Here is a 13,738-nt window from a genome sequence, read left to right as displayed (position 1 = left end):
ACTCGGTCCACTCCAGCATCCCGGTCGGCCCATAGGCCGCCACGGGAGCAAGCTCCCTCGCCATAAGTGCCAACCCGGCACCAGAGTTTTAGATAGGGAAAGAGGCGAGCAACGACCCTACAACGGCGTCAACACATTCATCACGGTATCCAGCGCCACACGGGTGTCATCCAGCTGCACCAGCGAAGCATGCCGGGCACCGAGCGCGTCTCGGTTCTGGATCGCGGTGAGGATCGCCTTGTGCCGGGGCAGGCTGAGGCCCTGGATATCCGGGCGTCGGTTGGTGATGTTGATCGACTCGCGCAACGGCAGCGACAGCATGTTGCACATGTAGGCGAGCAAATCGTTGCGCGTGGCGTCGGCGATGGCCCGGTGAAAATCCAGGTCGGCCTGCAGCAATTGTTCGTGAGTCTGCGCGGTCTCCATGCCACGGTAGGCCTCCTCGATCGTGGCGATGTCCTCGACGGTGGCGGTGGTCGCGGCCATCGCGGCGATTTCCGGTTCGAGAATGCGCCGCACACCGGCCAGGGTGTTGAAAAACTCACTATGGGGCGTGGACTGCATCAGCCAGGACAACACGTCCGGGTCGAGCAGGTGCCATTTCACACGCGGCCGCACCACCGCGCCGACCCGCGGCTTGGAATACACCAGGCCCTTGGCGCTGAGTACTCGCGTGGCCTCCCGCAACACCGAGCGGCTGACCTTGTATTCCTCGCAGAGCGTGGCTTCCAGGGGCAGTTTTTCTTCGGGCTTGAAGCGGCCGGAAACGATGTGCATGCCCAAGTCCTGAACGATCTGGGCATGCATGCTCTTGCGCGGTTTGGGCGGCTGGTGATCCATAACGACAGGGATGCTCTGACTTAGATTCGCGGCATCATAGCATCCCAATTAGTGGGAATGACGTGGGACTTCAGCGCCACGGCAACCCACCAGGAAGTCAAAGTCGCAGCCTTGGTCGGCCTGCAACACATGGTCGATATACAACTGGCGGTAGCCACCGACGATCAGCTTCTGCGCGGGCTTGAGGTCGGCCATGCGCGCTGCCAGCTCCGCGTCGGGGATGTCCAGGTGCAAGCGGCCGTTGGCGCAGTCGAGTTCGATCCAGTCACCTTCCTGCACCGCAGCCAACGGCCCGCCGGCTGCGGCTTCCGGTGCGACGTGCAAGACCACCGTGCCGTAGGCGGTGCCGCTCATGCGTGCGTCGGAGATGCGCACCATATCGGTGACACCCTGGGCCAGCAGCTTGGCCGGCAGGCCCATGTTGCCGACTTCCGCCATGCCTGGGTAACCCTTGGGGCCGCAGTTTTTCATGACCAGGATCGAGTTGGCATCCACGTCCAGCTCCGGGTCGTTGATGCGTGCCTTGTACATATCGAAGTCCTCGAACACCACCGCGCGGCCTCGGTGTTGCATCAGCTCGGGGCTGGCGGCCGAAGGCTTGAGGACTGCACCCAATGGCGCCAGGTTGCCACGCAAGACGCAGATACCGCCGTCGGCGCGGATCGGATTGTCGAGCGTGCGGATGACCTCGTCCTGGCCGTAGATCGGCGAGTCCTGGGTGTTCTCGCCGAGTGTTTTACCGTTCACGGTCAGGGCATTCGGATGCGGGATCAGGTTGGCTTCACCCAGACGGCGCAGCACGGCGGGCAGGCCGCCGGCGTAATAGAACTCCTCCATCAGAAAACGCCCCGACGGCTGCAGGTCGACGATGGTCGGCATGCCACGGCCAATGCGGGTCCAGTCGTCGAGGTCGAGTTCCACGCCAATGCGCCCGGCGATGGCTTTCAAGTGGATCACGGCGTTGGTCGAACCGCCGATGGCTGCGTTCACACGAATCGCGTTTTCAAAGGCTTCCTTGGTGAGGATCTTCGACAGTTTCAAATCTTCGCGCACCATCTCCACGGCGCGCATGCCGGACATATGCGCCAGCACGTAACGCCGCGCATCCACGGCCGGTATTGCCGCGTTGTGGGGCAGCGACGTGCCCAGCGCCTCGGCCATGCAGGCCATGGTCGACGCGGTGCCCATGGTGTTGCAGGTGCCCGCCGAACGCGACATGCCACCCTCTGCCGCGAGGAAATCATCCAGGCTGATGGTACCGGCCTTTACCTGTTCGCTGAGCTGCCAGACCACGGTGCCCGAGCCGATGTCCTGGCCCTTGTGCTTGCCGTTGAGCATCGGCCCACCCGTGACCACGATGGCCGGTACGTCGCAACTGGCCGCTCCCATCAGCAGGGCCGGGGTGGTCTTGTCGCAGCCGGTCAGCAGCACCACGCCGTCGATGGGGTTGCCGCGAATGGCTTCCTCCACATCCATGCTCGCCAGGTTGCGGGTGAGCATGGCGGTCGGGCGCAGGTTCGACTCGCCGTTGGAGAACACCGGGAATTCCACGGGGAAGCCGCCGGCCTCGATCACGCCGCGTTTGACGTGCTCGGCGATCTGGCGGAAGTGCGCGTTGCACGGGGTCAGCTCCGACCAGGTATTGCAGATGCCGATGATCGGTTTGCCATGGAACTGATGGTCGGCAATGCCCTGGTTCTTCATCCAGCTGCGGTACATGAAGCCGTTCTTGTCGGCAGTACCAAACCACTGGGCGGAGCGTAGGCCGGGCTTTTTATCAGACATGATCGATTCTCTTATTGTATGACTATATGTTCTATCTGCGGCTAAACATAAGCGTAAAAACCCTGCTTTGGAAGAGTTGTTTTGCAAATAGTCATACTATATAGTTTGTCTCAACTGAGGTATGACCCTGGCGGATGTTCGCGAGAGGTGTCCCCCGAGCTTCTATAAAAACAACAATCGGAGATCGACCCATGAGCCAGGAACTGCGGCTTATTCGGCGCATCACGCTGAAATTGATTCCCTTCCTGATCCTGCTGTACCTGATCGCCTACGTGGACCGTTCCGCCGTGGGCTTCGCCAAATTGCACATGGGCGCCGATGTCGGCATCGGCGACGCCGCCTATGGCTTGGGTGCCGGGTTGTTCTTTATTGGCTACTTCCTGTTCGAGATCCCCAGCAACCTGATGCTCGACCGCTTCGGCGCACGCCGCTGGTTTGCGCGCATCATGGTGACCTGGGGCGCGATCACGATCGGCATGGCCTTCGTGCAAGGCCCGCACAGCTTCTATGTGATGCGCTTTTTGCTGGGCGCGGCGGAGGCGGGCTTCTTTCCGGGCGTGCTCTACTACATCACCCAGTGGTTTCCGGTACGCCATCGCGGCAAGATCCTTGGGCTGTTCATCCTGTCCCAACCCATCGCGATGATGATCACCGGCCCGGTCTCCGGTGGCCTGCTGGGCATGGATGGCCTGCTCGGCCTGCACGGCTGGCAGTGGCTGTTCATCGTGATCGGCACGCCGGCGCTGCTGCTGACCTGGCCGGTGCTGCGTTACCTGCCGGACGGTCCCCGTCAGGTCAGCTGGATGAGCGACGACGAGAAGGCCTGGTTGACCGGTGAACTCACCAAAGACTTGCAAGCCTACGGCCAGACCCGTCACGGCAACCCACTGCACGCCTTGAAAGACAAGCGCGTGTTGCTGCTGGCGCTGTTCTATCTGCCGGTCACCCTGAGCATCTATGGCCTGGGCCTGTGGCTGCCGACCCTGATCAAACAGTTCGGTGGCACTGATCTGGTTACCGGTTTCATCTCGGCCGTGCCCTATGTGTTCGGCATCATCGGCCTGCTGATCATCCCGCGCAGTTCCGACCGCTTGAACGACCGTTACGGCCATCTCGCGGTGCTTTATGTGTTGGGAGCCATTGGCCTGTTCTGCAGTGCCTGGCTGAGTCTGCCGGTGCTGCAAATGGCGGCGCTGTGCCTGGCGGCGTTCGCGCTGTTTTCCTGCACGGCGGTGTTCTGGACCTTGCCGGGGCGGTTCTTTGCCGGCGCCAGCGCGGCAGCGGGGATTGCCTTGATCAACTCGGTGGGCAACCTCGGTGGCTATATCGGCCCGTTCGTGATTGGTGCGCTCAAGGAGTACACCGGCAACCTGGCCTCGGGCTTGTACTTCCTGTCTGGCGTAATGGTGTTCGGGTTGTTGCTGACCGGCGTGGTCTACCGCCTGCTGGAACTCAAGCATGTACTGCCCGCCGACCAATTCGCCGCCAGCGCCCGTGGCGCCACCCGTACTTAATGGAGGAGAAGCTTCATGCGTTTAGTTCAGTTCGAGTTGCACAACGGTGAGCGCCGCGTCGGCGTAGTGGACGGCCATCAACTGCGCGAAGTGCGGACGGCCCACAGCGTGCGAGAACTGGCGCTGGCCGCCATCGAGGCGGGCGTCAAGTTGCAGCAGCAGGTGGAGAGCCTCGGCCTGGGCGCCAGCCACGACTACGCGGCCTTGCTGGCCGGGCAGCAGATCCTGCCCCCGCTGGACCATCCGGACCCGGCCCATATGCTTATCAGCGGCACCGGCCTGACCCACCTGGGCAGCGCCGCCGCACGCGACAAAATGCACCAGGCCGGTGACGACAGCGCACTGACCGACACCATGCGCATCTTCAAGTGGGGCGTGGAGGGCGGTAACCCCCCCGCCGGCCAGGCCGGTGTGCAACCGGAATGGTTCTACAAGGGCGATGGCAGCATCGTCGTGCGTCCGGGCCAGGCCTTCGCGGTGCCGCCATTTGCCGAAGACGCCGGTGAAGAACCGGAAATCGGCGGCCTCTATGTGATCGGCCCGGACAGCCGGCCGTATCGCCTGGGCTTCGCGGTGGGCAACGAGTTCTCCGACCACGTGATGGAGCGCAAGAACTACCTGTACCTGGCCCATTCCAAACTGCGCAGTTGCAGCTATGGCCCGGAGTTGCGAGTCGGTGAGTTGCCCCAGCACCTGGCCGGCACCAGCCGCATCCTGCGCAATGGCGAGGTGATCTGGCAGAACGAGTTCCTCAGCGGCGAGGCCAATATGTGCCACAGCCTGGAAAACCTCGAGTACCACCACTTCAAATACCGGCAGTTCCTCAAGCCTGGCGATGTGCACATCCATTTCTTCGGCACCGCCACGCTGTCATTTGCCGACGGTATACGTACCCAACCGGGCGATGTCTTCGAGATCAGCCAGGCCGAGTTCGGCGCACCGCTGGTCAATAGCGTCGGCAGCGTTGACGCGGCATTCGAACCCGGCCAAGTAGTGCCCCTTTAAGGAGATCGACATGACCCAGTTCCTCGGCCACAACTACATCGGCGGCCAACGCAGCGGCAACGGCAGCGTCAAGCTGCAAAGCATCGACGCCACCACCGGCGAAGCCTTGCCGCAGGATTTCTACCAGGCCACTGCGCAGGAAGTCGACGCCGCCGCCCAGGCCGCAGCGCAAGCTTATCCGGCCTACCGTGCCTTGAGTGCCGCACGTCGTGCACAGTTCCTGGACGCCATTGCCGATGAGCTGGACGCGCTGAGCGACAACTTCGTTGAGCTGGTGTGTCGCGAAACCGCATTGCCCGCCGCCCGTATCAAGGGTGAGCGCGCACGTACCAGCGGCCAGATGCGTCTGTTCGCCAGCGTGCTGCGCCGTGGTGATTTCTACGGTGCGCGCATCGACAAGGCCTTGCCGGATCGCCAGCCATTGCCACGTCCGGACCTGCGCCAATACCGCATCGGCCTGGGCCCGGTCGCGGTGTTCGGTGCAAGCAACTTTCCGCTGGCGTTTTCCACGGCCGGCGGTGACACCGCCGCCGCGTTGGCGGCCGGTTGTCCGGTGGTCTTCAAGGCTCACAGCGGGCACATGGCTACGGCTGAACAGGTGGCCAACGCAATTATTCGCGCGGCCGAGGCCACCGAAATGCCGGCGGGCGTGTTCAATATGATCTTTGGCGGTGGCGTCGGTGAGGCGCTGGTCAAGCATCCCGCGATCCTGGCGGTGGGGTTTACCGGTTCGCTCAAAGGCGGGCGTGCCCTGTGCGATATGGCGGCGGCACGCCCGCAACCGATCCCGGTGTTCGCCGAGATGTCGAGTATCAACCCGGTGATCGTGTTGCCCGAGGCCCTGCAAGCGCGTGCCGACACCATCGCCCGCGACCTGACCGCCTCGGTGGTGCAAGGCTGCGGCCAGTTCTGCACCAACCCTGGCTTGGTGATCGGCATCGCTTCGCCGGCGTTCACCGCGTTCACCCGGCAGGTGGCGCAGTTGATCAGTGAGCAACCGGCGCAGACCATGCTCAACGCCGGCACGCTTGGCAGCTACGGCAAAGGCTTGCAAAAGCTGCTGGCGCATCCGGGTATTCAACACCTGGCGGGGAATGCCCAAACCGGCAACCAGGCGCAGCCGCAGTTGTTCAAGGCCGATGCCCGCTTGCTGATCGGCGGCGATGAAGTGCTGCAGGAAGAAGTGTTCGGCCCCACCACGGTGTTTGTCGAAGTGGCCGATCCGGCGCAACTCGACGCCGCCTTGCACGGCCTGCAGGGTCAGCTCACGGCGACGATCATTGGCGAGCCGGCCGACCTGCACCAGTTCGCTGCGCTCACGCCGCTGCTGGAGCAGAAGGTCGGGCGCATCCTGCTCAACGGCTACCCGACCGGCGTGGAAGTGTGCGATTCGATGGTGCATGGCGGCCCGTACCCGGCGACCTCCGATGCGCGTGGCACCTCGGTCGGCACCCTGGCCATCGACCGTTTCCTGCGCCCGGTGTGCTTCCAGAATTACCCTGATAGCCTGCTGCCCGACGCGTTGAAAAACGCCAACCCATTGCGTATCCAGCGCCTGGTGAATAGCACGCCATCGCGCGATTCGCTGTAAGGCACCCGGAGGTTCCATGTCGTGTCATGCGGTCACTGCACACCGTGCACAATTGGGCGAAGGCCCGTTCTGGGACGTGCCGACCCAGGCGTTGTATTGGGTCAATATTGCCGGCAAACAGGCACTGCGCCTGATGAACGGGCAGTTGCAGATCTGGCAGCTGCCCGAGCACGTCTCGGCGTTTATCCCGTGTGCCCGTGGCGACGCGCTGGTGACGTTGAGCAGTGGCGTGTATCGCCTGGACCTGAGCACCGAAGCCTTGACGCTGCTCTGTGTGGCCGACACGCAGCCGGGCAACCGTGGCAATGAAGCGCGCTGCGATGTCCAGGGCCGCCTGTGGCTGGGCACCATGCAGAATAATATCGGCGAACACGGTGAAGACCTGCCGATTACCCGGCGTTCCGGCGGGCTGTTCCGTATCGACGCCGATGCACAGGTCACGCCGTTGCTGCGGGGCCTGGGCATTCCCAACACGTTGCTGTGGAACGAGGAGGGCACCCAGGTGCATTTTGGCGACAGCCTGGACGGTACGCTTTACCAGTATTCGATCCAGCCCGACGGCCAGTTGGCAGCGCCACAGGTCTGGTTCGGTCCGCACAGCCGCGGCGGCCCGGACGGCTCGGCGATGGACGCCGAAGGCTACCTCTGGAACGCACGCTGGGACGGCAGTTGCCTGCTGCGCCTGACGCCCACGGGGGAGGTGGACCGCATCATCGAGTTACCCGTCAGCCGGCCCACCAGTTGTGTCTTCGGTGGGCCGAACCTGACCACCCTGTATATCACCAGTGCCGCCAGCCCCTTGGATCATCCCCTGGATGGTGCGCTGCTGGCCATCGAGGTCGACGTGCCAGGCACACCCTGTCACCGCTTTGCCGGTTAAACAACCAGACTTGAAAACAACAATAAGGAGTCACCCGTATGAATCTTCGTCGTGGTATCCGTTCCCTGTGCTGCACCGCGGTGGCGGTCTCGGCCCTGAGCCTGAGTGGCCTGCTGCTGGCCGCTGAAGAAGTGAAGATTGGTTTTCTGGTCAAGCAGGCCGAAGAACCGTGGTTCCAGACCGAATGGGCGTTTGCCGAGAAGGCCGGCAAGGAACACGGTTTTACCGTGATCAAGATCGCCGTGCCGGACGGCGAGAAAACCCTCTCGGCCATCGACAGCCTGGCCGCCAACGGCGCCAAGGGCTTTGTGATCTGCCCGCCGGATGTCTCCCTCGGCCCGGCGATTGTCGCCAAGGCCAAGGCCAACGGCTTGAAAGTGATTGCGGTGGATGATCGCTTTGTCGATGCCAAGGGCAACTTCATGGAAGACGTGCCGTACCTGGGCATGGCGGCCTTCGAAGTGGGCCAGAAGCAGGGCGCCGCGATGGCTGCCGAAGCGAAAAAACGCGGCTGGGACTGGAAAGACACCTATGCGGTGATCAATACCTTCAACGAGCTCGACACCGGTAAAAAACGTACCGATGGTTCGATCAAATCCCTGGAAGAAGCCGGCATTCCCAAGGACCACATCCTCACTGCCGCGCTCAAGACGCTCGACGTTCCCGGCAGCATGGACGCCACCAACTCGGCCCTGGTCAAGCTGCCCAGCGGCGCGAAGAACCTGATCATCGGCGGCATGAACGACAACACCGTGCTCGGCGGCGTGCGCGCCACCGAAAGCGCAGGGTTTGCCGCCGCCAACGTGATCGGTATCGGCATCAACGGCACCGACGCCATCGGCGAATTGAAGAAGGCCAACAGCGGCTTCTTCGGCTCCATGCTGCCCAGCCCGCACATCGAGGGTTACAACACCGCGCTGATGATGTACGAGTGGGTCACCAAAGGTACCGAGCCGCCTAAGTACACCGCCATGGACGAAGTGACGCTGATCACCCGTGCGAACTTCAAGGAAGAACTGACCAAGATCGGGCTGTGGAAATGATGGCTGCGGCCCTGCGGTTTGACGGTATCGGCAAGACCTTTCCCGGGGTCAAGGCGCTGGACGGCATCTGCTTCACCGCCCACCCGGGGCAGGTGCACGCCTTGATGGGCGAGAATGGCGCAGGCAAGTCGACCCTGTTGAAGATCCTTGGCGGCGCCTACATCCCAAGCAGCGGCACGGTGCAGATCGGCGAGCAGACCATGGCCTTCAAATGCGCCGCCGATAGCATTGCCAGTGGTGTCGCGGTGATCCACCAGGAGTTGCACCTGGTGCCGGAAATGAGTGTGGCCGAGAACCTGTTCCTGGGGCATTTGCCGACGCGCTTTGGCGTGGTCAATCGAGGCCAACTGCGCAAGCAGGCGCTGGCGTGCCTCAAGGGCCTGGCCGATGAAATCGACCCGGACGAAAAGCTGGGACGCCTGTCGCTGGGCCAGCGCCAACTGGTGGAAATCGCCAAGGCACTGTCCCGTGGCGCCCATGTGATTGCCTTCGACGAGCCGACCAGCAGCCTGTCGGCGCGGGAGATCGACCGCTTGATGGCGATCATTGCGCGCTTGCGCGATGAGGGCAAAGTGGTGCTGTACGTGTCCCATCGCATGGAAGAGGTGTTCCGTATTTGCGACGCGGTGACCGTGTTCAAGGACGGCCGCTTCGTGCGCACCTTCAACGACATGCGTGCGCTGACCCACGACCAGTTGGTGACCTGCATGGTCGGGCGCGATATCCAGGATATCTACGACTACCGTGCGCGCGAACAGGGCGCGGTGGCGCTCAAGGTCGACGGCCTGCTTGGCCCGGGCTTGCGCGAGCCGATCAGTTTTGAGGTGCGCAAAGGCGAGATTCTTGGGTTGTTCGGGCTGGTCGGGGCCGGGCGCACCGAGCTGTTGCGCCTGCTCAGCGGCCTGGAGCGTGCCAGCGCCGGCACGCTGGAACTCTGTGGTGAGCCATTGCCGCTGCGCTCGCCTCGCGACGCGATTGCCGCCGGGGTGTTGCTGTGCCCGGAGGATCGCAAGAAGGAAGGCATCATCCCGCTGTCCAGCGTGGCCGAGAACATCAACATCAGTGCCCGTGGTGCGCATTCGAGGTTTGGCTGGTTACTGCGCGAGGGTTGGGAAAAAGGCAACGCCGACCAGCAGATCAAGGCGATGAAGGTCAAGACGCCGAATGCGGCGCAGAAAATCCTGTACCTCTCCGGCGGCAACCAGCAGAAGGCCATTCTCGGCCGCTGGCTGTCGATGCCGATGAAAGTGCTGCTGCTGGATGAGCCCACGCGCGGCATCGATATCGGCGCCAAGGCCGAGATTTACCAGATCATCCATAACCTTGCGGCCCAGGGCATCGCGGTGATTGTGGTGTCCAGCGACTTGATGGAAGTCATGGGCATCTCCGATCGCATCCTGGTGCTGTGCGAAGGCGCCATGCGCGGCGAACAAATCCGCGAGCACGCGACTGAATCCAACCTGCTGCAGCTGGCCCTGCCGCGCGGCCTGGCGAACTGAGAGAACACCATGACCACTCAAAACAACGCGTTGCCAACGGCACGCAAACCCTTGGATATACGTGCACTGCTCGACAACTGGGCGATGCTGCTGGCGGCGGTGGGCATCTTTGTGCTGTGCGCCTTGCTGGTCGATAACTTCCTCTCGCCGCTGAACATGCGCGGGTTGGGCCTGGCAATTTCCACCGTGGGCATCGCCGCGTGCACCATGCTGTTCTGCCTGGCGTCGGGGCACTTCGACCTGTCGGTGGGCTCGGTGATCGCCTGCGCCGGGGTGGTGGCGGCCATCGTCATGCGCGATACCGACAGCGTGATGCTGGGCATCGGGGCGGCGCTGGTGATGGGCCTGGTCGTCGGGCTGATCAACGGGATCGTGATCGCCAAGCTGCGGGTCAACGCGTTGATCACCACGTTGGCGACCATGCAGATCGTGCGGGGCCTGGCTTATATCTTTGCCGACGGCAAGGCGGTGGGCGTATCCCAGGATCAATTCTTTGTGTTCGGTAACGGCCAGTTGTTCGGCGTGCCGGTGCCGATCCTGATCACCATCCTGTGCTTCCTGTTCTTCGGCTGGCTGCTCAACTACACCACCTATGGGCGCAACACCATGGCCATCGGCGGCAATCCGGAAGCGGCGTTGCTGGCGGGGGTGAACGTTGATCGCACCAAGATCCTGATCTTCGCCGTACACGGCGTGATTGGCGCCCTGGCCGGGGTGATCCTGGCCTCGCGCATGACCTCCGGCCAACCGATGATCGGCCAGGGGTTCGAACTGACGGTGATCTCGGCGTGTGTGCTGGGCGGGGTGTCGTTGAGTGGTGGTATCGGCATGATCCGGCATGTGATTGCCGGGGTGTTGATTCTGGCGATCATTGAGAATGCGATGAACCTGAAAAACATCGACACGTTTTATCAATATGTGATCCGAGGGTCCATCCTGCTGCTGGCCGTGGTCATCGACCGCATGAAACAACGCTGATCCAAGCCATGTGAAGAGCAAATGTGGGAGGGGCGGTGCGACGATTCGACTTGCTCCCGATAGCAGTGGGTCAGCACCGGATGTAACAACTGACCCACCGTCATCGGGAGCAAGCCCCCTCCCACAGTTTTAGTCAGTGGTGAGTTTGAAGACGGTGTGATCCTCGATGCTGTTGGCCAAAGCTGATCCAAGCCATGTGAGAATCAAATGTGGGAGGGGGCTTGCTCCCGATAGCAGTGGGTCAGCACCGGATGTAACAACTGACCACACCGTCATCGGGAGCAAGCCCCCTCCCACAGTTTTAATCAGTGGTGAATTTGAAGACGGTGTGATCACTCGGTGCTGTTGGCCAGCGCTGATTCAAGCCATGTGAGGAGCAAATGTGGGAGGAGCAAGCCCCTCCCACAGTTTTAGTCGGTAGTGAATTTGAAGACGGTGTTCTGGGTGTAGGTCTGCCCAGGGTTCAGGCGGGTGGAGGCAAACTTCGGTTGATTGGGCGCGTCCGGGAAGTGTTGGGTCTCCAGGGTGAACCCGCCCCAGTGCAGGTACGGCTTGCCTCCTTTACCCTTCACTGTGCCGTCGAGGAAGTTGCTGGTATAGAACTGCACTCCAGGCTCTGTGGTGTAGAGCTGCAACCGCCGCCCGGACTCAGGGTCATGCACCTCGGCCGCCAGTTGCTTCACATTACCTTTGCTATCCAGCGCCCAGTTGAAGTCGAACCCGCCTTGTTTCGGCTCGGCGAATTTCAGCTGCGGGTGATCATCCTTGATGTGTTGGCCGATGGCGGTGGGTTTGAGGAAGTCCATCGGCGTGCCCTGGACAGGCGCAAGTTCGCCGGTAGGAATCAAGGTGGCATTCACCGGGGTGTAGTGGCTGGCATGCAAGGTCGCGACTTGCTTGAGGATGTCGCCGTTACCCGCGCCGGCGAGGTTGAAGTAACTGTGGTTGGTCAGGTTGAGCACGGTGGGCTTGTCGGTGCTGGCCTTGTAGTCGATGTGCAGTTCGTTGTTATCGTTGAGGCTGTAGGTGACTTCGGTTTTCAGGTTGCCCGGGAAGCCCATCTCGCCGTCCTTGGACAGGTAGGTGAGGGTGACGCCGACCGAATCCTTGCCGTTGACCGGCTTGGCTTGCCACACCTGCTTGTCGAAACCCTGGGCGCCGCCGTGCAGCGCATTGGGACCGTCGTTGAGCGGCACCTGGTAGCGTTTGCCATCGAGTTCAAAGGCACCGCCGGCGAGTCGATTGCCGAAGCGTCCGATGGTCGCGCCGAAAAACGCCGTGCCGGCCTGGTAACCCTGCACATCATCGAAGCCGAGCACCACGTCGTCGACCTTGCCGTGTTTGTCCGGCACCTTCAGCGACTGCAACACGCCGCCGTAGGTAATCACCGTGGCTTGCATGCCATGGCTGTTGCGCAGGATGTACTGTTCGACGGGCGTGCCGTCGTTGGTTTTACCGAACGGTTTGTGCTCGCTGCTGAGCCCTGCTGCCTGGGCGCCGCCGCTGGCAATCAGCAGGGACATGGCGAGGCCCGAAAGCAGGTATCGAGGGTGATTCATGATCGAACTTCCTTTTGTTGTTTTGAGTGGAATAGTTCTACTAATGTGCGATATTTGTCGCTGTGACAGCGAATTTATAGCCTTTAAAGCCGGTTTCGTAAAATAAAATAAGACTAATTGATCGAGGCAACCGTTATATGAGTACTGCACAGGCTGTTTATCCCGACCTTGAAGGCAAGACCGTACTGATCTCCGGAGGCGCGTCAGGCATCGGCGAGTTCATGGTGCGTGCCTTCGCCGCCCAAGGTGCCAAGGTGGCCTTTGTGGACCGCGCGCAAAGCCAGGGCGAGCGCCTGGCGGCACTGCTGAACTCAAACGGGCACAGGGTAGAGTTCGTGTGCTGCGACATCACCGATGAAATCGCCTATAAGGCCGCCATCGGGCGTTTCGAGCATTCCCTGGGGCCGATCAGCGTACTGATCAACAATGCAGCCAATGACGTGCGCCACACGTTGGACGAGGTGGATTCGCAAACCTTCGACAAGCTGATCTCGGTCAACCTCAAGCACGCCTTTTTTGCCGCCAAGGCCGTGGTGCCGATGATGAAAAGCGCCGGCGGCGGCTCGATCATCAACCTGGGCTCGGTCGGTTGGATGATGGCGTCCGCCGGCTACCCCGTATACGCCGCCAGCAAGGCCGCCGCCCATGGCATGACCCGCGCATTGGCGCGGGAGCTGGGGCCAAGCCGTATCCGCGTCAATACACTGGTGCCCGGCTGGGTGATGACCGAAAAACAGCTGGCGATGTGGGTAGATGATGCGGCCCGCGAGTTGATCAGCCGCAGCCAGTGCTTGCCGGGGTCTGTCGAGCCTCAGCATATTGCCGATATGGCGCTGTTTCTGGCGTCTGATGTGTCCGCGATGTGCTCCGCGCAGAACTTTATCGTGGATGGCGGCTGGGTTTAGGTGTGATTTGGCCAGCCGTAGCCCGGCTGGCCAATGCTCTCGAGACGAGGTACGGTTTTTAACAACTCTTTACTTTTAGCGTCTGGATTACCCAAAAAACAAAGTGCTAATTTGCGCGTTTTCTGGGGGCGATGGAACG

11 protein-coding genes are annotated in these 13,738 nt (G+C 61.9%); 8 read left to right on the top strand and 3 right to left on the bottom strand.

The annotated features are described in order from the left end of the window. Positions 1-117 precede the first annotated feature (117 nt). Positions 118-840, bottom strand: a complete 723-nt coding sequence (locus tag ACQRBV_RS25155) for a FadR/GntR family transcriptional regulator (RefSeq protein WP_060756387.1) — start codon at positions 838-840, stop codon at positions 118-120. Between the two features lie 48 nt (positions 841-888). Next, positions 889-2,625: an IlvD/Edd family dehydratase gene (locus tag ACQRBV_RS25150; RefSeq protein ID WP_090371965.1), complete on the bottom strand. Its 1,737-nt coding sequence runs from the start codon at positions 2,623-2,625 to the stop codon at positions 889-891. 191 nt (positions 2,626-2,816) lie between these two features. Here ACQRBV_RS25150 and ACQRBV_RS25145 point away from each other — a divergent pair, with 191 nt between their 5' ends. The 7 genes from ACQRBV_RS25145 to araH are packed head-to-tail and all read left to right on the top strand — an operon-like array spanning position 2,817 to position 11,135. After that, positions 2,817-4,139 (top strand): MFS transporter, encoded by a 1,323-nt coding sequence (locus tag ACQRBV_RS25145; protein WP_090371963.1) that lies wholly within the window; start codon positions 2,817-2,819, stop codon positions 4,137-4,139. A 15-nt stretch (positions 4,140-4,154) separates the two neighbouring features. Further along, a complete protein-coding gene (gene araD1 / locus ACQRBV_RS25140; RefSeq protein ID WP_411984678.1) occupies positions 4,155-5,144 on the top strand; it encodes an AraD1 family protein in 990 nt (329 codons plus the stop codon). Between the two features lie 10 nt (positions 5,145-5,154). After that, entirely contained in the window at positions 5,155-6,735 is a 1,581-nt protein-coding gene (locus ACQRBV_RS25135) for an aldehyde dehydrogenase (NADP(+)) (RefSeq protein ID WP_411984677.1), read from the top strand. Between the two features lie 16 nt (positions 6,736-6,751). Continuing rightward, positions 6,752-7,615 (top strand): SMP-30/gluconolactonase/LRE family protein, encoded by an 864-nt coding sequence (locus ACQRBV_RS25130; protein ID WP_411984676.1) that lies wholly within the window; start codon positions 6,752-6,754, stop codon positions 7,613-7,615. 38 nt (positions 7,616-7,653) lie between these two features. Continuing rightward, positions 7,654-8,658 carry a substrate-binding domain-containing protein gene (locus ACQRBV_RS25125; protein WP_090371954.1) on the top strand — a complete coding sequence of 335 codons (1,005 nt, stop codon included), beginning with the start codon at positions 7,654-7,656 and terminating at the stop codon, positions 8,656-8,658. Continuing rightward, complete coding sequence (gene araG / locus ACQRBV_RS25120; protein ID WP_411984739.1) at positions 8,655-10,157, top strand: L-arabinose ABC transporter ATP-binding protein AraG; 1,503 nt, start codon at positions 8,655-8,657, stop codon at positions 10,155-10,157. Before ACQRBV_RS25125 ends, araG begins: the two co-directional genes overlap by 4 nt. Positions 10,158-10,166: 9 nt before the next feature. Next, positions 10,167-11,135 carry an L-arabinose ABC transporter permease AraH gene (gene araH, locus ACQRBV_RS25115; RefSeq protein WP_060756379.1) on the top strand — a complete coding sequence of 323 codons (969 nt, stop codon included), beginning with the start codon at positions 10,167-10,169 and terminating at the stop codon, positions 11,133-11,135. A gap of 410 nt (positions 11,136-11,545) precedes the next feature. Here araH and ACQRBV_RS25110 read toward each other — a convergent pair whose 3' ends face one another. After that, complete coding sequence (locus tag ACQRBV_RS25110) at positions 11,546-12,694, bottom strand: aldose epimerase family protein (RefSeq protein ID WP_411984675.1); 1,149 nt, start codon at positions 12,692-12,694, stop codon at positions 11,546-11,548. A gap of 137 nt (positions 12,695-12,831) precedes the next feature. Here ACQRBV_RS25110 and ACQRBV_RS25105 point away from each other — a divergent pair, with 137 nt between their 5' ends. Further along, positions 12,832-13,599 (top strand): SDR family NAD(P)-dependent oxidoreductase, encoded by a 768-nt coding sequence (locus ACQRBV_RS25105; RefSeq protein WP_104993301.1) that lies wholly within the window; start codon positions 12,832-12,834, stop codon positions 13,597-13,599. Positions 13,600-13,738 lie beyond the last annotated feature (139 nt).

This window comes from Pseudomonas sp. R11F (assembly GCF_050312575.1).
Classification (GTDB): domain Bacteria; phylum Pseudomonadota; class Gammaproteobacteria; order Pseudomonadales; family Pseudomonadaceae; genus Aquipseudomonas; species Aquipseudomonas palleroniana.
The sequence above is the reverse complement of the archived record's forward strand: the minus strand, read 5'-3'. Positions and strand labels throughout refer to the sequence as shown.